The 16537-nt window shown below is 44.3% G+C and carries 15 protein-coding genes and 1 pseudogene; 1 reads left to right on the top strand and 15 read right to left on the bottom strand.

Annotated elements, in window-relative coordinates; all coding sequences use genetic code 11:
* Nucleotides 1–518: 518 nt before the first annotated feature.
* The 4 genes and pseudogenes from OZ401_RS25525 to OZ401_RS25510 form a co-directional block, all read right to left on the bottom strand.
* Complete coding sequence (locus OZ401_RS25525; RefSeq protein WP_341472320.1) at nucleotides 519–920, bottom strand: 2TM domain-containing protein; 402 nt, start codon at nucleotides 918–920, stop codon at nucleotides 519–521.
* Entirely contained in the window at nucleotides 917–1102 is a 186-nt protein-coding gene (locus tag OZ401_RS25520) for a glycine zipper domain-containing protein (RefSeq protein ID WP_341472319.1), read from the bottom strand. The genes OZ401_RS25525 and OZ401_RS25520 overlap by 4 nt, the downstream gene beginning before the upstream one ends.
* 416 nt (nucleotides 1103–1518) lie before the next feature.
* Nucleotides 1519–2178 (bottom strand): SDR family NAD(P)-dependent oxidoreductase, encoded by a 660-nt coding sequence (locus OZ401_RS25515; RefSeq protein WP_341472318.1) that lies wholly within the window; start codon nucleotides 2176–2178, stop codon nucleotides 1519–1521.
* A gap of 54 nt (nucleotides 2179–2232) precedes the next feature.
* A pseudogene (locus OZ401_RS25510) lies at nucleotides 2233–2549 on the bottom strand (HigA family addiction module antitoxin).
* 238 nt (nucleotides 2550–2787) lie between these two features.
* Here OZ401_RS25510 and OZ401_RS25505 point away from each other — a divergent pair.
* Entirely contained in the window at nucleotides 2788–3399 is a 612-nt protein-coding gene (locus OZ401_RS25505; protein WP_341472317.1) for a Uma2 family endonuclease, read from the top strand.
* Between the two features lie 136 nt (nucleotides 3400–3535).
* Here OZ401_RS25505 and OZ401_RS25500 read toward each other — a convergent pair whose 3' ends face one another.
* The 11 genes from OZ401_RS25500 to OZ401_RS25450 form a co-directional block, all read right to left on the bottom strand.
* Nucleotides 3536–3877 carry a hypothetical protein gene (locus OZ401_RS25500; RefSeq protein WP_341472316.1) on the bottom strand — a complete coding sequence of 114 codons (342 nt, stop codon included), beginning with the start codon at nucleotides 3875–3877 and terminating at the stop codon, nucleotides 3536–3538.
* Between the two features lie 118 nt (nucleotides 3878–3995).
* Complete coding sequence (locus OZ401_RS25495; protein WP_341472315.1) at nucleotides 3996–4247, bottom strand: hypothetical protein; 252 nt, start codon at nucleotides 4245–4247, stop codon at nucleotides 3996–3998.
* Nucleotides 4248–4300: 53 nt separating this feature from the next.
* Nucleotides 4301–5938, bottom strand: a complete 1638-nt coding sequence (locus tag OZ401_RS25490) for a hypothetical protein (RefSeq protein ID WP_341472314.1) — start codon at nucleotides 5936–5938, stop codon at nucleotides 4301–4303.
* A gap of 42 nt (nucleotides 5939–5980) precedes the next feature.
* Nucleotides 5981–6709 (bottom strand): M48 family metallopeptidase, encoded by a 729-nt coding sequence (locus OZ401_RS25485; RefSeq protein ID WP_341472313.1) that lies wholly within the window; start codon nucleotides 6707–6709, stop codon nucleotides 5981–5983.
* Between the two features lie 35 nt (nucleotides 6710–6744).
* Entirely contained in the window at nucleotides 6745–7695 is a 951-nt protein-coding gene (gene gnd / locus OZ401_RS25480) for a phosphogluconate dehydrogenase (NAD(+)-dependent, decarboxylating) (RefSeq protein ID WP_341472312.1), read from the bottom strand.
* 63 nt (nucleotides 7696–7758) lie between these two features.
* The gene (locus OZ401_RS25475; protein ID WP_341472311.1) at nucleotides 7759–8466 is read right to left on the bottom strand and encodes a CBS domain-containing protein; all 708 of its coding nucleotides are present in this window, start codon (nucleotides 8464–8466) and stop codon (nucleotides 7759–7761) included.
* Nucleotides 8463–9545 (bottom strand): Eco57I restriction-modification methylase domain-containing protein, encoded by a 1083-nt coding sequence (locus OZ401_RS25470; RefSeq protein WP_425607654.1) that lies wholly within the window; start codon nucleotides 9543–9545, stop codon nucleotides 8463–8465. The genes OZ401_RS25475 and OZ401_RS25470 overlap by 4 nt, the downstream gene beginning before the upstream one ends.
* 223 nt (nucleotides 9546–9768) lie before the next feature.
* Nucleotides 9769–10659, bottom strand: a complete 891-nt coding sequence (locus OZ401_RS25465; RefSeq protein ID WP_341472309.1) for a hypothetical protein — start codon at nucleotides 10657–10659, stop codon at nucleotides 9769–9771.
* Nucleotides 10660–10911: 252 nt separating this feature from the next.
* Complete coding sequence (locus OZ401_RS25460) at nucleotides 10912–11856, bottom strand: hypothetical protein (protein WP_341472308.1); 945 nt, start codon at nucleotides 11854–11856, stop codon at nucleotides 10912–10914.
* Nucleotides 11857–11880: 24 nt separating this feature from the next.
* On the bottom strand, nucleotides 11881–14718 hold the full coding sequence (locus tag OZ401_RS25455; RefSeq protein ID WP_341472307.1) for a site-specific DNA-methyltransferase: 2838 nt from the start codon (nucleotides 14716–14718) through the stop codon (nucleotides 11881–11883).
* Nucleotides 14690–16537 (bottom strand): DUF4209 domain-containing protein, encoded by a 1848-nt coding sequence (locus tag OZ401_RS25450; RefSeq protein WP_341472306.1) that lies wholly within the window; start codon nucleotides 16535–16537, stop codon nucleotides 14690–14692. Before OZ401_RS25450 ends, OZ401_RS25455 begins: the two co-directional genes overlap by 29 nt.

The raw sequence follows: 16537 nt of genomic DNA, 5'->3' as shown, positions 1-16537 counted from the left end.
GACACTAATATTTTTAAATATTCAGGGAGGGTTATTGAGATGACGATGGGGAGAACTTGTTTCGGTTCTTAAAAATTGTCCGGTGAGTGTGGAGGCAGACACAAAAGGGTTAGAACAAACTAATCTGCCAGCCCTACCCCAGAAGTACGCTCGTTTAGTGCTAGCAGTAAGCGTTTCTATTTGTGGGTAGGAAAATCCGGACATCCTTGACCGGATTGTCTTGCTACAACTACTATGGTAGCTGGGTCTTACCTACTAATATTAAAACATTTTAATGACCTGCGTCTGTTAGTTAACACACATAACTTGGCCCAACCTGAGCAGCGCTACGAGGAAGTAAACCCAACATAGCTGTAATAATGGGCAAAGTAATCGTTTGTTCTAAATTCTCATGTAGTGTAATCACTAATTCCGGGTATAGCTACAGAAATATCGTGGCATAAAAAAAGCCTATAACCAGAGAATGGTTTAGGCTTTGGAATGTATTGTTAGCGATGGAGAGTAATCACCCTAGCCGATTACAGGTTAGTATCTTGTATTGGTGGTACTGCTGCCACCGGTTGCCCGCTCGGAGAATAGGTAGCAGTTGGGGCTAAGGTCGGAGACGCTACACCCATGCGCTGCAACTCCTGACCAATCATTTTCTGGTTGGTAACGTGATTATCCGGGAAAATATATACTGCCAAGAAATTGAACATTACACCGATACCCCAACCACCTAATGTCCAGACAAACCAAGGATAAGACCAGTTCCAGTTACTGCCATCCCAACAACTCAACAGGTAAGCGACAATAAGAAAAGAGTTTACTACCAGATAACTGGCAAGATGCCACTTAAACCCAATTTTTGCTTTCACCCGTTTTTCAGCCGCCTGATAGGCATTCAAATAACTCTGGTCGTTTCCAGTGGAATTGTTCATTTCGTGCCATCCTTTTGTATTCCAAACACACTTCCAAATACCAGGCCCAATGCTGCTCCGAAAGCAATGCCCATCGCAATATTATTAAAGATAATTCCGAAGGTAAGCCCCACACCGCACCCAAGTGCCAAACCCAGTCCAACAGCGGTTTCATATTTAGTAGGTTTCTTCGGTTGATTCATTATTGCCTTACCTGTTCATTCCGCAAAAACTTGAACTGCAACCTCATATATGCCTCCAATGTTCTCTGAGCATATAGTAATTAAATAGGATGGTCTGTTCGTTGCCCCACATATAAGCCCAATTTTAAATTAACTCAGCACCCCCCTCTATATCCAAGTTTTATGGCTTTGTAGAGCCAAGAATTTTAAGCAATATGGCCCAACCTGAGCAGCTCTACGAGGAAGTGCAAAGTAATCGTTTGTTCTAAATTCTATGTAGTGTAGTCACTAATTCCGTGAGTAATACAAAAATATCGCGGTAACAAAAAAAGCCTGAACAACGCTGCTCAGGCTTTGAAAGGTGCTGTTCACATCCTTTTCAGCTTTTTCTTACCGCCCGAAATTTCTCCAATGTGTGCGGAAAGCCTTGTAACTACTCACTTATAGACAATTTCTCTTTGCCTCTCACCTAGTTTCTGAGTGTGTAACTGCCAATATGTTTCCGCTATCAGGTCAGGGTCAAAGTGAGTTCCAGGTTTAACATAACCAGCAATGGTTACAGTAGCTACTTGGATTCCTTCCACTTCAAGTTCAGCTCCCAGAGAGTAAGCAAGGTTTCTGAGGGCGGCCTTGCCCACTGACAGGGAGGCAACCTGATGGTTTGGACTTAGCGCCAGCCCACCCCCTGTGAAAAGGATTGTACCCTTCCCCTTCGCCCTCATGCTTGGAATTACCGCCTGTGCAGCTACCAATGCTCCCGCCACGTTAGTTTTGAAATCTTCTACTAGGCTTTCCACCGGTATCTCGGAAGGAATTCCCGGTTTCATTGCAGCGGCATTGTAGACCAGCACGGTTGTCTCACCCAGACTTTGCCTTATAAGCTCTAGGGTCTGCTTTAAAGCGTTAAAGTCGGAGGCATCTGCGACAAAACCAAAGGCTTTTACCCCTAAATTCTCAAGTTCTGAAACTGACTCCGCGACAGACTCAGCACGGCGAGCGATAAGGGCTATGCGGAAGCCTTCTTTTCCGAAACGCTTGGCGACACCCTGGCTGACACCAGCGCCTGCCCCGATAACCACACAAAGTTCTTTGTCCATTTGCTATAAGCCTTTCAAATTGTACGAATCTTTTAAATAATCGTAAGTCCTACGCTAGTTCGAGTTACTCACGGTATGCTCCAACGTGGAAGTTTGCTGTCGTGGGATAATAGTGCGTTCAATTTCCAGCCCTTCTGCTTGCTCGGCAAGGCGGAGTTCGTAATTCTTCTGTAAATTTATCCAGAATTCGGCGCTGGTACCAAACCACCGGGCTAATCTCAAGGCGGTATCCGCTGTGATAGAACGCCTACCGCTTAAATTTGGGTGATGCGGTTGACTTGCAAAGAACGGGCAAGCTCAGCCGCGCTAATGCCCAATTCCTTCAGTTCATCTGCCAGTATCTCGCCCGGATGGATGGGTGGTCTTGCCATAGTGCTGCCTCCTCAATGGTCATTCATCTTCTTCAAAGGCAATGCCCTCGTACAGACTGCCCAGACTTAGCTCAATTTCTTTAGCAAAAACCAAGCTTAACTTAGAGCGTTACTCCTACCAGAGCTATTCTTCTACTTGGTAGAAGGGGTGAAACATGCTCCCGCCTCTGGGTTACGACCTGAGAGAACTTCGCTTTTTTGATGCTATAATTATATCGCAAAGAGAAAGGTCGGAGAAATGACCAACGCTTTATCTAAACGCTTCTTCAGCCCAGCAGAATACTTGGCGATGGAGGAGACCGCAGATTATAAAAGTGAATATTATGACGGCGTTATATTTGCAATGGCGGGCGGCTCCTTTAATCATAATTTGATTGCCTCAAATATTCTGGCAGCCCTCAGCCGGGCGGTGGCGGAAAAGCCCTGTTTTGTTTTTGGCAGTGATATGAGGCTGCAAATCGAGGAGCTTAAAAAATATACCTACGCCGATGTGACGGTTATTTGCGGTCAGCCTTTATTTATGCCCGGTAGAAATGATACCATTACCAATCCCCTCGTAGTGGTTGAAGTTCTCTCGTCCACTACAATGAAATATGACCAGCAAGGTAAATTCAGGTTATACAAGAGCCTGTCTAGTTTGCAAGATTATCTACTGGTTGACCAGTACAGCCCTTATATCCAGTATTACCATCGGCTTGATGCCGAGAAATGGTTACTAGAACTCAAGCAGGACCTTAAAGGCAGTATAGAAATTGCCGCGCTGGATTTAGAACTATCTCTGGAAACAATCTATCACAAAGTGATTTTTGAAGAAAAGCCGGAACCAAAACCGAGAGCCAGAAAAAAGTAGTTGCGTCGGCTAGCGCCCTAATCCTCTTCCTCGCAGCCTTTCTGGTAGGAACACTGCTTGGACAAAAAGAGTCGGTAAGCCTTGTCTTAACTTACCGTTGAATTCAAATCGTCTTTTAGCCGCAGTGGCGTAGGCTCTAAGGTAACTTAGAGCGCAGATTAGAACGGCTGGTAGTTCGGGTCGGGCGAACTTGTGGCTTTGGTGTAGCCGCTGATGCGGGAGTGGACGTAGTAGTCTGGGCTTGCTGTTCCTGTATAATTTTCTGAAGTTCCTGCTTCATTTCAATTTCTTCCTTATAATCCTGTTTTATCTGTTTTACCATAGCGTTACGGTACCAGATTGCTAACAGGGCGACTATGATGCCAATCAAGCCTGCCAGTTTCGCGAGAATTGGTCCAATATCGGGAATTCTGGTCAAGAAAGCGGTCGCAAGCACAAATACAACTACAACAATACTAGATAGTTTTTTGGCGTTCATCCTAACCTTCCTTTGTGTGGTACTTAAAAGATTTAGGGCGAAAGAGGTTCATCGCCAATTCTCCGTAGCGACTGTCCGACTCGTCTTCCTACCCGAATCTGAAATCACTCGTAAAAAATTAAAAATCTTCCGGCTTTTTTTTACGGTCTAGCGCTTCTCTAGTATTGTCTCGATAGACTATTAAAAAGTCGCAAGGCTCGACTTCCTCCCCGTTTGCTCGGCTGAGTGAATCCATCGGGTAGTTTTCGCCGGGCAGATATGGGCGTATATAACTTTCAGCCTCCGGGTTTTTCTCGAAATATGTCCTATCATATTCCCTAGCAATATGCATAAGACGCTGAAAGCGCAGCGGTATTTTATCCCATTCCATTTTTAACATACCTTTTCTGACAATTTTCCGATTCAGCCGAAATAGTAGTTCTATTACGGCAAGTATGCTGGCGTTAACGAGCTTGCTGGGCTTGGCGAAAGCTGAACTGTAAAGTTTGGTGTGCCATACGGTATGCTGGTGGGCATAGCATCCCTAGCGCCTAAATAGTTTACGGAGAGTGCGATTATTAGAAAAACTATGAATATAGCCACCGCTATGATTAAAAAGCGTTTGCTCTCAGCGGTTATAACAGACTCAGGTGTGTTTTGAAAGGGTAGACCGTCGATACTGCTGACAAGTTGGTTGGCGAGTTCACGCGCTATAATGAGTTCACTTGTTATGGTAGGGTCAAGTTGGCTGGCGAGTTCACGGATGCTATTGAGTAGGCTGGCGCGGGTGCTGGCACGGTCGGAAGCGCGAGTGAAAAATGTAGAGATGCCACCGCGTCCGAATAGTTCTGCGTAGTTTAGTTCACGGAGGTGGTTGAGTTCATAGGCTAGTTGGCTCGCGAATTTACGTGCAAGGCTTACCTCGCGGGTTACGTCAAAGTTGTGGGCGTGAGCTAATTGGAGGTCTAGTTCGCTTGCAAGGTTATATGCCCGGTCTAGTTTCTGAATAAGGTCTAGTTGCCCGGCTTCCCGGTTGGCTACATATTGGGCGAGTTTGCCTGGGCGAGCTTGTAAGACTATATCTGGGCGGGTATTCCTTTTAGTTACAGCTTTTATTGTATAGCTGGTGCTTGCTGCCTTAGCAACGCACTCGGTTGTAAGGGTTGTTTCAAAGAATAGCGCTTCATCAAGACTACTCACTTTCAGTTTAACTTCAAGAGTTCCAAGCTTTAGCGGTTTCATTGGGAAGATACAGGGTATAGAATCCTTTTGTAGAGTTAGTGTTACCCGTTCCACGCTCTTTTCAAGCTCAAAATCTATACTGCTAACTTTTACCAGTAATTCTACGGGTAAAACCTGCCCTGCTAAGTCCTTGGGGTATTTTATTTCTATTTTTCCGGGTGTTACTACCTGTTCAGGCTTAAGGTCGAAAGCCTCTTGCTTTTCAATATCGGATAAGTATTCCCGCAAACCTTGAGAGTTTTTGGTACGCAACATCGCCAGTATATGAACCCGCTCACCCATTTCTACTTCGGAAGGTAGGGCGGTATCCAGATGTCTGGTTTCCGTTACGGTGGCGGTGGGTAGGGATGGTGGTTGCGTCGCTTTCCTGACGCGCATCTCTTTGATTACTTCCAGCAGGTCAAGCCCGACCTGACACAAGACCCGTTCCCGTTTTGTTCTTCTGCCCAGATAGTCCGGTAATAATTCGCCCTTTTTCTGATTGACTTCTTTCGGCAAGACGCTCAGCTTTTCAAGTGGTGTTTCCCACCAGAGGCAATCCTTGAGGATTACAGGAATTATCCGCAAGGTGTCCCTAGCCACCAGACCTTTGATGAGTTCAGTGTAAAAGAACTCATCATCCAGAAATTCCGGGCTAACGATAAGAACCAGCAGGTCAGATTGGTGTGCCTTCTCTAAAATTAGCTTTTTTACTTGGGCCATATCCGAGAATAGCTGAAGCTCGGGCCAAACTGTAATATCACCTTGTCGGATAAGGGGTGAGAAAAACTTGAGAAGTTCATTTCGTATGGGTTGGTCTTTAGGAGCGCATATTACCACCGTCATAACTGTTACGGTCATAAGTCAGATTCCTTCTCAAAAGAGTAGAACGTTAGCCAACCTTCAGTAATCCCAGACCTCATGTCCCAAAGGGGAGTGATTCAGTTCTTCGCGGTACAAGCGCCACTGTGGGAGGAACGCGCTCATGTACTTGCTAAACCGCTCATTGTGTTTGCGCTCCAGCAAGTGGGTCATTTCGTGTACGACCACGTACTCAATACAATGCGCCGGCTTTTTGATAAGCTCCAGATTCAGCCAGATGCGCCGCGCCTGTATGTTGCAAGTGCCCCACTTGGTTTTCATCTGCTTCACGCCCCATTCTGCCACTTTAACGTTTATCTCGGTTTCCCACTTGGCGATGAGCGGGGGTATCATTTCCTTGAGTTGCTGACGATACCAGTTAGTGAGTACCTGCTCACGTTGAGCGGCGCTACTGCCGGGGCGCACTATCAGGTCAAGACGGGTCTTGCTCTGGAAATTGACGTGGGGTGTGCCTTCCTGATAAATGACGTTGAGTAGGTAGCGGTTTCCTTGAAAGTAATGGCTTTCACCGGAGACAAATTCGCGGGTGGCTTGGCGTTCTTGCTGGTTAAATTTGGCTTGCTGCCGTTTTATCCAACCGATTTTGGAGATGGTAAAGAGGCGAACGGCTTCGTCATTAACCCGCAGCGGAACGGCGATTCGCACCCGCCCATTGGGGGGATAAACCGCCAGATGCACATTCTTTATATTCTTGCGAACCACGTCAACCACAAAATCGTTGACGGTGATTTGATAGCTTTCAGTATTCATTCTGATGCTTTAATCTGATTTGTGCGAATTTCATCTTATTGCCGTGTAGGAACATTGATTGGACAAAAAGAGTCGCTATGTTTTGTCCCTGATGAAATGACATCTCCTTCAACTTGGTTACGAAGCCCCGCCACCACTTTTGCGCTAAAGCTTTCAGGCTGACGACTGCTAAAGCGCTGTAGCAAGGCTAGGGTAAGAACCGGCGCAGGGGTGGATTGCTCAAGCGCCTCCTGTACTGTCCAACGACCTTCTCCACTATCCTGGATATAACCTTTGATACCGTCAAGCTTGTTGCCCTCCTGTTCAAAAGCCAACACTGCCAAATCGAGCAACCAACTGCGCACAACGCTGCCGTTCTGCCACATCTTGCTGATTGCCAGCAAATCAAGCTGATATCGGCTCTTTTCTAAGATTTCATAACCCTCCCCGTAAGCCGCCAGCATTCCATATTCTATGCCGTTGTGAATCATTTTAACGAAATGTCCTGCCCCGCTTGCTCCGCAGTGTAGATAGCCGTTTTCAGGCGCAAGGGTCTTAAAGATTGGCTCTAAAAACTTCACCGGTTCTGGGTCACCTCCGACCATCAGAGCGTAACCGTTCTGCAAGCCCCAGATACCGCCGCTGGTGCCAGCATCTACAAAATGAAGTCCTTTTTCTTTTAGTATAGTATGACGGCGGATTGTATCGTGATAATTAGAGTTGCCACCGTCAATTATAATATCGCCAGGGCTGAGCAAATTCGCAACTTTATTTACAAGGTTTTCGGTCACTTGACCGCTTGGCACCATCAACCAGACACACTTTGGGGATTGTTTGAGCTTGCTCACCATATCCTGATGGGAACTAGCGCCGATAGCCCCCTGCTCCATTATTTCCTGAGTCCTGAGTGCCTCGGAATCATGCGCTACTACAGAATGACCGCCCAGAAGCAACCGCCGAGACATATTGAAGCCCATCCTGCCCAGACCGAGAAATCCTAGTTCCATATAGTTCCTTTTATTTTGACGTTAGCCACAACCTTCTTGAGCTTACTTCTCAGTGTGGCTGCCCTATGCAGGGCGCTTTGGGTTAACTATGTCCCACCGAGTTATGATACCTAATAGCCCTTCGGTTTTTCGACCAGTTTCGGTAATGAACAATGCTTCCAATTTGGTATTCTCTCTGAAGAGTCGGGCAGCTTCGGCAAATAGAGTTCTCCGAGAAATAAAGCCGTAATTATTAGTAGTTTCTTCCTTACTCAACAAATCCCGGATACTAATATCACTGAACTGAATAGTGTCGTCTTGCCGAAACTGGGCTAACCCTCTGGACAGACCGTTTTCGGTCAATAAGCCAATGAAATCTGAGTCATCGTAAATCGGAAATTGGCTGTAGTTAAGGTTTGCTATTAAATCAAAAATTCGCTTTAAGTTATCGTTGATACTCAATCTCATTACTTCAGCTTGATAATCGGGATAAACAAGTGGTGGGTTTTCTAAGGTGGCTAGGATAAATTCAATATTAAGCACAGTTTCAAGAAGAGGAACGGCTAGATACTCGTGCTTTTTGTAATGTTGGTGAACCAGAGAATTTCTTAACTTGCCATATTGTTGTAGAGTAGCTTGATATTTCCAAAAGGGAAACTTTTGGGCATATTCCCAGACAAGCACGGAAAAAGTTGCGTCTATTTGGTCTTCCAGTTTTTCACGAAGTTGTTTATCAATGTTGTTGTAAGCGATTTCAAACCGTTCAATCAAATCTTGGTCTTCTGCTTTCATTCTTCCCCTTCTTCCTCGCTGCTCTTGCCCATGCGGTATTTGATGTCGTAGTTGATGATGAAGTCCAGTTCTTCGGCTGTAAAGCCATAGTGCTGCGCCAGAATCCGGTCTATTTCGTTTATTATGGGTTTGGATTTTTGTATTTTGAATGATTGTGTTTCAGTAAGTCCAGTTTGCTTCTGAATACGCATTAACATCGTACTGTTTTGTTGTAAATCTTTAAGATATGTCTCGGCAACTCTAGCTAAAGTTGTATCATTTAAAACATCTTCTGGTATAGGAAATTTTTGGATATCAGATGGGTTCAAGTCACGTAGGTTTGTAGTAATTGTGTACCACCACCAGAATATATCACTACTTAAAATAGCAATAACAGGTTTAACCATTTCTTTTTTGCTTAGAGAAAACCAAGTTTCCCGCGAAGAATGCCCAGATTTACCTTCAACATTGAAAGCAGGGGGAAAGTCAGTAAAAACTTTCCAATATAAACCACCAGTCGTTCTATAAAATACTTTGTAATCACTTTTAGTGTTGAAGTGAGCAATGGTTGATTTTTGCTTAGTTACTTTGTTCAAAATTGATTGCTCAATATTGCTCCCTAGTTTTGGAACCCAAAATAACTGTCGTTGATGAGGCACTTCTACATAACTAATACGTTCAATAAGACCGTTCCTAGTCTCTGAAATCCATTTTTCATATTTAGTCGAAAAAGTTTTGGACTCTTTTGTGAAGTGTGCAATAAATATGGTAAGTGCGCGATTTACAGTATCAAATAACTTTCCTGGTCTCCAAGAATAATTAGAATAAAATACTGTTCGTTTGTTCTCCAAAAGATTCTGTATAGTTTGCATTCTTTGAGTAGATACTAAGGCAAGTGGAACAATCATACTTAAACCTCCCGTAGCTTTTAAAAGGTTTAAGCCACGCTCAATACATAATACGTGTACTGCACCACTTTCGACACTTTTAAAGTTACGCGGTTGGTAATCTATTTCTCTCATTTCAAGGTATGGCGGATTGCCAATAATCACATCGAAGCCACCCTCTTGCATAATGGGGTAGCGGGCACAGTGGAACATTTTTGTGCGCTTTCGATATTGAACCTATAATCTAAAAATCATGTTCTTCTATTTCTTTTTTGAAATAGGGCGAACTACCAATAACTGACATTATTGGCACTTGTTACTATGCTGTGCTACCAATAACGCGAAAATATACTCCCAAATTGGCGGTTTTTAACTACTAATAACAAGTTTAGCCAGAAAAAAACGCAAACCGTACAAAATTGTTCCACTGTGCCCGCTACCCCAAGTGCCATTCCGTATTTAACTCCTTGGTAGCCTGATTAAGGGATTCTAAGCTTATCTGTACTCGCTCCATACCATTGGTAAGATAAATATTGGACATAAGTGTTTCAGCTAACAACAGACGTGTATTACGTAAAACAATCCGCAAATTAAGCATACGCAGATTCTGATTTGCCCAAAACTTTTCTGATTCATTAGCTGGTTTTAAAAATGACTTACCACCTGGATCTTTCATACTTGTTTTATCGTTCCTGAAGGTCGCAATGCGATCTGCATAAATCCATATCATTTGTGATGCACTATTTAAGCGGTTCAATAAATCGTTGAAATATCCCTCGCTGATTTTAGTACAGGCATTTAATACATTCTGGCGTAATTGCAGAAGTTCCTTAGTAGTAACAATAATGGAGTTGCTCAACTCCCAAGATGGCAACCTAGTTTTTAACGTGCTAATTAACTTATTATCATCACGATTTGAATATATTTGGTAAAGCTCTTGTTCAAAAGATACGTAATAGCTAGGCATTTCTTGTATCAGAGTTTTAGGTTTCGGTTTCCCATTTAAGAAGATCCAGAAAGATGGGGAAACTAAAGCAATTAACGCGATAACTAGAATTCCGATAAAAAAAATTCCTGCACTTACGATCTGAGCTTGTTCTTGGGATAGGATTTTAGAAAGAAAGTAAAAAATAGGAGAAAACAATAAAATATATACAGAACAAATTGTCAGCCAACGAATTAGCTTTAGAACCCGATATACGGTGTATTCAATAATCTCATGGCGTTCCCTTTTTTTTGAGCCTGACACACGAAATTTAAAGATTATACCCAAAGGTAGATAAACGAAACAAAATACCAGCCACCGAATTAGTTTTATTATAACCATAGTGTTTTCCTCTATGTACTACTCTTAAATCAGCACTCTTTGGTACCTCTATAGCTGTCCAACTTGACTCGGTATGTGCGAAAATGTCAAGGGATAAAGCTATAAACGAATGTACTATTTCTGCAACTACTTCACCATGATTCTAGTTTCTGAATCTCTTAACAACCTGTAAACAAGCGTTCAGTTTCCCGATGGGCTTCGCGCCCTCTTTGGTTGGACGCTCACACAGCTTCTATTGCCAAATTCAGAGTTCTAGGAATTATTTTCAGCTTCGGGTTCTGCCAATAAAAGGAGGCTGTCTTCGGCAGGTAATAATCTGCCTTCCCCGTTGTTCAGCATTTCCTCAAGTGTGTAAACCCTAGTGACGGGTGGTAATTTCACGAAAAGGCTTAATAAAGCATCTGCACTTCGTACTTCTACCATTAAGTTAATTAGAGCTATAAAATCCTGGATTCGCTGGTTCTTTTTATCATCGTTGAATTTCTTGACTAGTTCCCATAACTTCGGGGCTGTCCATAGAACTCCGGTTAAAACCATTCCCATGGGGCTTAATCTGAAAGCTTTTGAAGCAAACTGTAGTCCCAAAAAGACAAATGAAGTTGCCTCAATTATTTTATTGGCTACCTCTATATACTTCTTGAATATTTCTTCGTTTTCAAGAACCTCAAAGTAGGGTTTATACTCATAGCGTTGCGGTAGATCAACATCGGGTAGCACAAAATTTGGTGCGGACTCTCTGAGAATTTTATCCATTCTCATATTCATTTGCATAAGAGACTCAGTAGTTCGTTCTACTTGGAGTAGAAAGGAAGAAGGTACATCTGTTAACTTATTCTGCTCCAGTTTTTCTACCAGTTTGGAAACTTCCCTATCCAGATAATGAATAGTATCTCGGCGCATTTCGCCATTATCCAGTTCCTGATACCATACTTCCAGAATATCGGCTAACCAGCCAATTCTTCTCTCTTCATACTGTGCTTCCTGAAGCAGCCTAGACTTGCGTGATTCCCACCACTGGAGGAAACCAACTGCACTGTTAGCTGCTTCGAGCGCAAGTCCAAACGGAGAAAGAGGGCTTACTCCTTGATGAAAGCCACGCGCAAGTTGATCGAATTCTTTGCCTTTAAACCACTGGATATTGCCACGTCCACCGTATCGAATAGCAAAACCCTGTCCAATCTTCCAATGTGCTACCATATTTCCCCCCTTCTTGTGGTGTACTTACACCCGATAAACCTTCAGCACCTCGTCCCCGTAGTGATTGATGACTTTTACCGCGATTTTGCCGCTGGCAGGGCGCTCGAACGGGCGACTGGTGGTGGAGTAGAGCGATGACCATGCGGCTTCGTCCACCTCTGCTTTGAGCGCGCGTTTCAGCTTTTCGTAGGGTTGGTCGGCTCCGGTGAAGTAGGCGTGGCGCACAAAGAAGCTTTCTTCGTTATAGGCGGTATCAATGAACCAGCAAGCGATTTTGTCGGTGGAATAGGGGCTTATTTCGCCGGTGGTGGGGTTGTAGATGTCCAACCCTTGAAGGGTGACTACCAGTTTCCCTTCAGCATCTTTGTCGATTTTGATGTCAGGCTCGCCAAAGACCATAAATAGATTGCCCGCGCCCGTTTTCTTGAGTAGGTCTTCTCCGATCAGCAGGTCGGGGTTCATTCGCACCAGCAGCACCGGGAGTTTGCCGTATTGTTTGCGCTCTTCGGCAATGGCGAAGTTTTTACCCGTAGCCTCTGGGGAGGGGCTGAATTCGCGGACTGTTTCGCTGGCGTAAGGGTCGAAAGCAAAGCCGCATACCAGTAGCAGGTCGAAGCCTGCGCCTTTGAGAGCTTCGCGGGCTGCCCCTTTGATTTGCTCCGACCCGACTGTGCCATGTTGAGAGCCGATGGAGACGGCGACACGGTGGGTAGAGCCATCCGGTTCGGTGTATTCCCCGTGGAGGTGCAGCCACTCTCCGGCGAAGGGTTCAAGTAAGTCGAATTTGAGACGCTCGGTTTTGACGGTATTCTGGACACCGGCTTTTTTGAGGTTGTCCAGTACCATGTTAAGGAAGTCGCCCCCGCTCTGCTGCTTCTGACCGTCCTGCTCGGTAGCGGGGCGTTCTTCGTCTGCGCTGATTACGCGATGGGGGGAGAGGCTTTCGACAGTGAAGGGACCGCTGACTCGGATGCGTTTGTTATCCTCGTAGGGCTGGTCGTAGAGCAGTTCGACCTCGGCGTTGCGGGAAATAGAAGCGTCAATCTCTTGCTGACGCTGGCGGCGGAGTTGCCACCATTGTTCGTGCGCTTTCAAGGCTTGCTCATTCCAGCTTTTGTCCGGTTCGCGTGGTATCTGCCACTCTTCCCAATTGTGGTGGAGCAGGGAATTGAGTTGCTGGCGCAGCGCTTCAAGCCTTTCCTGATATTTGGCATGGATGGTGTCAATTTCTTGGTTGTTGGCAATGGCTTTCAGCGTGACGTGAGGTACGCGCTTGTAAACGAAGCCCTTCCTAATGTCGCCGCTGGTGGGATAGTCGGGTGGGATACGCCCGGTAACATCGGCTTCTTTTTTAACTCCATCAGGAGAGTCGGAGAGCAGAAAGTAGGGGAAGCGGGCAGCCATGAGGCGGGTGCGGGCAAGGGCGAGAGATACCCGGCTGGTATCGCAGGTAATCCAACGCCTCCCCCATTGCTCGGCGACATAGGCGGTTGTACCACTGCCACAAGTGGGGTCAAATATCAGGTCGCCGGGGTCGGTAGTCATTAGTAGGCAACGTTGGATTACAAGTAAAGAAGTTTGAACAACGTAAACTCTTTCGGTTCCTATTTGCATCGATTCCCAGTGGTCAGTTATTGGAATAACAGGAAAATCATCTACAAATCTTTTATAGCGAATGACTGACCCCATTTCCTCTAACCTTCCAGAAAAGGAAAGTTTTTGCAACCCGTCACTTGTTGTTTTCCAATGTGTCCCTGGTCTAAGTTTATACCCCTTACCATGGAATTTAAATTCTTTTGTATCAGATGATTCACCTTCGGAATATATTGGAGCTAGTTGATATCTTTTTGCGCCTTGTTGCAATAGCCCATTTTTTCTTTCTTCAACTGTCAAATTCCGCTGTAGTCCATTTGCTTCTTCTACTTGGTCATATCTTTCAAGCGATGTTTCGCCCTGGTTTCTAGTCTGATATATTTGTCTAAACTTTGACCTTGCCTGGATTTTTTCTTTGGCATACCAAAGCAAATAATCTACAGAAGAAGGCAAGAAGTTACTTTGTACACCACCTGTTTTTTGGAAACTTATGAAGGAAACAAAATTCTCGCTTCCAAAAACTTCATCTAATAAATTACGCACCAGATGTACATTCTCACCACCGATTTGTACAAAGATGCTGCCACTTTCGGTTAGCAACTCTTGTGCTACCATCAGACGGTCACGCAGATAGGCAAGGTAGCTATGGATACCCAACTTCCATGTGTCGCGGAAGGCTTTAATTTGCTCAGGTTGGCGGGTTAAATCTTCCGCTTTACCGTCTTTTACATCACGCTTGCGGGTACTCGTCTGCCAATTTGAACCAAATTTAATGCCATAGGGTGGGTCAAGGTAAATCATCTGCACCTTGCCCTTCAGTCCCTCTTTCTCCGCCAGCGAAGCCATCACCAACAGCGAGTCGCCCAAAATCATCCGGTTAGACCAGTGCTGCTCATGCTGGTAGAAATCCACCAAATCCTCGAAGTTTTCTATCCCGTTGAAGTCGGAGAATAGCGATAACTGCTGAGGCGTTTCCTTACGCGCTTCCGCTCTCAAATCCTCGATTATAGCCTGCGGGTGAATCTTCTCCTGAATGTAGATTGGTACGGCAGGCACTTCGAGCGCGGCGGCATCCTGCTCATCCTTGCCCTTCCACACCAACTGCGGGTCAAGCGAAGGGTCGCGAGGGTAGAGCAGCGTCTTCGGCTTCTGCTCTTCCTCTGCCACAAACTCCTGCAACTCGTTAGTGGGTATATTCACCCGCGTATCCTTGTGCTTGAGTGCATCAACGGGGGTGGGGTTATTCTGCTTGTTGTTCTTCGGTGGCATTCTGTACCTCTTGCAATTTGTGAATAATGGGAATAAAAAGTAAGCGTAACGTAAGCCACCAAACATATTCTACTTCTGTGTTAAAAAACCTTTCGTAGTCCAGCAGCCCATGCGCAAATAGATTTCTTAAATTTGAACCTGCATGTTCTGTTAATAAACCCCTTAATTCAAAAACTACATCCTCTCCAAGTATTTCTGTAAGCTCTGACATCCTCAAGGTTTTATTGATGTCGTATTCATTTTGAATACCTTCATTTTCAAAGGTGGAGGTAATTTTTCCAGTCCGGTATAGCAAATACCGAATGGAGTTTTCCAATTGGGGAATTAATATATGAGCGGCAGTGAGGAAGTCTCCAATCAGCCCTTCATATAAGCCTTTAGCGTATAGTTGTTCTCTGCCAGGCGGAATCAAGGGATTATTGAAAACAATCGGATAAAAATCTTGTATGCGCACATTGTGCTCTAAATCAATTTGATAACGCATTGGATCAATTGTTGAGGCAACCTTAAGAGAGCGGTTGTATATAGAATTTCGATACATATTTGCTGTAATTGCAGCATCAACCTCTTCGGGGTCATTTGATAGTATTCCAGGCGCTTTAGAGACTGTTTTACCTTTTTCGTTTATTATTGTGGTTGTAATTATATGAAGCAGTGGCGCTTGTTCGGATAAATCTAGGACCTGTTGCCTTAAAGCAATTTTTGATTCACTCTTGGATGCTGTTGCGAGTGCTAATAAAGCTTCAAATAAAGGTTTACCCCGCACAAAGTTTTGGGCATTTTCAACGAAATCTATGATATCAATGGGATCTGTCGAGATACGAGGTAGCCCTTCAACTGATTTTTCTTGATATTCAAGGATTTTCTTGTGGATTTCATCCTGTCGCGATTTGGCATTTGGAATTTTTGTATATGCCTCATAAGCTTGTTGCAAATGAAAAATAGCAACGGGATAATTTCTTTCGGAAGAGTCAGCCTCAGAAGGGACAATATTTAAAGATTCCAAGCCCTCATTAAAATGAGTTTCGGCAGAATTAATCGATGCCTCTTTTGCTTTTTCAGAATTTTTCTCTTTCCGATAGAGCTGTTCTAAAATATCCCAAAAATGTCTGGCACGTCTCCAATCTTTTTGATTTTCATTTTCCTTAGCATACCTCTCAACAAGGGGGATATATTTAACTGGAGCAGCTTTATTGTTTTTAGTTAGTAGCTCAAACATTTTAATGGTTAAAAAAGAAGGGTCTTGACCGTCATATTTTGCGAGTACATTTTCTATATGGCTAATAACTTTATCAACTAAAGGCTTTGAGTTAATTTTTAAGGCTAACTGTAGTGCTCGTTCTATTCTATCAGCACTTTGTGACCAGTCTTCCGGGTGTTCAAGAAGTGTACCCGATTCCAGATAGGACTCAACAGCCAAACCAGCCATTCGAAAATCTTTCTTTCGAAGCCAAATAACATCAGCGGTTCTTGCTCTTAAATCGGCATCTTGAATATCCTTAGCAGTTTGAGCTAATAATGCCAACTCTTCTTCCGTGAAATCTTCAGGCATTGCTGTTCGTCCAGTTGGCCCTTCATATTTAGCTACATAAGGTTGTTCAGGTATATCCAACCTCATAAGGTGAAAATCAGTGAGCGCTCCAAGTAACCTAAATACCGCACTGGCGATAAGCAAGCCATTTGATTTAGCTTCCTCGGATTTAGCAAAAAAAGGAGAAGAATAGTAATCACAGTTTCGCTCACTGAGTTGACTAATGACTGACTCAATATCTACCTGATTGAATTCATCGGGAGTAATTGCTATATCAATGATAGTCAT

Origin of the sequence: Candidatus Chlorohelix allophototropha (genome assembly GCF_030389965.1) — a bacterium.
GTDB lineage: Bacteria > Chloroflexota > Chloroflexia > Chloroheliales > Chloroheliaceae > Chlorohelix > Chlorohelix allophototropha.
This window is presented reverse-complemented; position numbering and strand designations above follow the sequence as displayed.

Coding starts and splice junctions, on each gene's coding strand:
- OZ401_RS25525 (WP_341472320.1), bottom strand. CDS start 920: ATGAACAATTCCACTGGAAACGACCAGAGTTATTTGAATGCCTATCAG.
- OZ401_RS25520 (WP_341472319.1), bottom strand. CDS start 1,102: ATGAATCAACCGAAGAAACCTACTAAATATGAAACCGCTGTTGGACTG.
- OZ401_RS25515 (WP_341472318.1), bottom strand. CDS start 2,178: ATGGACAAAGAACTTTGTGTGGTTATCGGGGCAGGCGCTGGTGTCAGC.
- OZ401_RS25505 (WP_341472317.1), top strand. CDS start 2,788: ATGACCAACGCTTTATCTAAACGCTTCTTCAGCCCAGCAGAATACTTG.
- OZ401_RS25500 (WP_341472316.1), bottom strand. CDS start 3,877: ATGAACGCCAAAAAACTATCTAGTATTGTTGTAGTTGTATTTGTGCTT.
- OZ401_RS25495 (WP_341472315.1), bottom strand. CDS start 4,247: ATGGAATGGGATAAAATACCGCTGCGCTTTCAGCGTCTTATGCATATT.
- OZ401_RS25490 (WP_341472314.1), bottom strand. CDS start 5,938: ATGACCGTAACAGTTATGACGGTGGTAATATGCGCTCCTAAAGACCAA.
- OZ401_RS25485 (WP_341472313.1), bottom strand. CDS start 6,709: ATGAATACTGAAAGCTATCAAATCACCGTCAACGATTTTGTGGTTGAC.
- gnd (WP_341472312.1), bottom strand. CDS start 7,695: ATGGAACTAGGATTTCTCGGTCTGGGCAGGATGGGCTTCAATATGTCT.
- OZ401_RS25475 (WP_341472311.1), bottom strand. CDS start 8,466: ATGAAAGCAGAAGACCAAGATTTGATTGAACGGTTTGAAATCGCTTAC.
- OZ401_RS25470 (WP_425607654.1), bottom strand. CDS start 9,545: ATGTTCCACTGTGCCCGCTACCCCATTATGCAAGAGGGTGGCTTCGAT.
- OZ401_RS25465 (WP_341472309.1), bottom strand. CDS start 10,659: ATGGTTATAATAAAACTAATTCGGTGGCTGGTATTTTGTTTCGTTTAT.
- OZ401_RS25460 (WP_341472308.1), bottom strand. CDS start 11,856: ATGGTAGCACATTGGAAGATTGGACAGGGTTTTGCTATTCGATACGGT.
- OZ401_RS25455 (WP_341472307.1), bottom strand. CDS start 14,718: ATGCCACCGAAGAACAACAAGCAGAATAACCCCACCCCCGTTGATGCA.
- OZ401_RS25450 (WP_341472306.1), bottom strand. CDS start 16,537: ATGACTATCATTGATATAGCAATTACTCCCGATGAATTCAATCAGGTA.